This window comes from Jannaschia pohangensis (genome assembly GCF_900113875.1).
GTDB lineage: Bacteria > Pseudomonadota > Alphaproteobacteria > Rhodobacterales > Rhodobacteraceae > Jannaschia > Jannaschia pohangensis.
On the sequence record NZ_FORA01000018.1, the window covers coordinates 1 to 1,185 of the forward strand.

At 67.0% G+C, this 1,185-nt stretch carries 1 protein-coding gene; it reads left to right on the forward strand.

Translation table 11 applies throughout. The features are described from left to right. Positions 1-1,014: elongation factor Tu (gene tuf, locus BM002_RS18950; protein WP_092785274.1), on the forward strand; the 1,014-nt coding region annotated here is incomplete at its 5' end. Positions 1,015-1,185: the final 171 nt, after the last annotated feature.

Consider the following 1,185-nt stretch of genomic DNA (forward strand, 5'->3'; position numbering starts at 1 on the left):
GGGATCACGATCTCGACGGCGCATGTGGAGTACGAGACCGAGTCGCGTCACTATGCGCACGTCGACTGCCCGGGCCACGCGGACTACGTCAAGAACATGATCACCGGGGCGGCGCAGATGGACGGCGCGATCCTGGTCGTGAACGCCGCCGACGGCCCGATGCCGCAGACGCGCGAGCACATCCTGCTGGGTCGCCAGGTCGGCATCCCGCACATGGTCGTCTACATGAACAAGGTCGACCAGGTCGACGACGCCGAGCTTCTGGAGCTCGTCGAGATGGAGATCCGCGAGCTTCTGTCGAAGTACGAGTATCCCGGCGACGACATTCCGGTCATCCCCGGCTCTGCGCTGCACGCGATGAACGGGACCGAGCCGGAGATCGGCGAGACCTCGATCCGCAACCTGATGGCGGCCGTTGACGAGTACATCCCGACGCCCGCGCGCGCCGTGGACCAGCCGTTCCTGATGCCGGTCGAGGACGTGTTCTCGATCTCGGGTCGCGGGACGGTTGTGACCGGTCGCGTCGAGCGTGGCGTGATCAACGTCGGCGACGAGATCGAGATCGTGGGCATCCGCGACACCAAGAAGACGACCTGCACGGGCGTCGAGATGTTCCGCAAGCTGCTGGACCGTGGTGAGGCGGGCGACAACATCGGCGCGCTCTTGCGCGGTGTGGACCGTGAGGGCGTGGAGCGTGGCCAGGTGCTGTGCAAGCCCGGCTCGGTGAAGCCGCACACGAAGTTCGAGGCCGAGGCCTACATCCTGACCAAGGACGAGGGTGGCCGTCACACGCCGTTCTTCGCGAACTACCGCCCGCAGTTCTACTTCCGCACGACGGACGTGACGGGGACGGTTGTTCTGGCCGAAGGGACCGAGATGGTCATGCCCGGCGACAACGTGTCGTTCGGCGTGGAGCTGATCGCGCCGATCGCGATGGAGCAGGGCCTGCGCTTCGCCATCCGCGAAGGCGGCCGCACGGTTGGTGCGGGCGTCGTGTCCAAGATCACGGAATAAGGCGACTTCGCCCCGGCGACGTCACCCGGCGCGCAACGGGCCCCCGGCCCGCAGCACGCCCCCGGCACCGCAAAGGCCGTCCCGCAAGGGGCGGCCTTTGTCACGAGAGGGCGGGATGGTTGGATGGTTGGATGGTTGGACGCGCAAGATGGGGGAGGTGTCCCGCCGTCA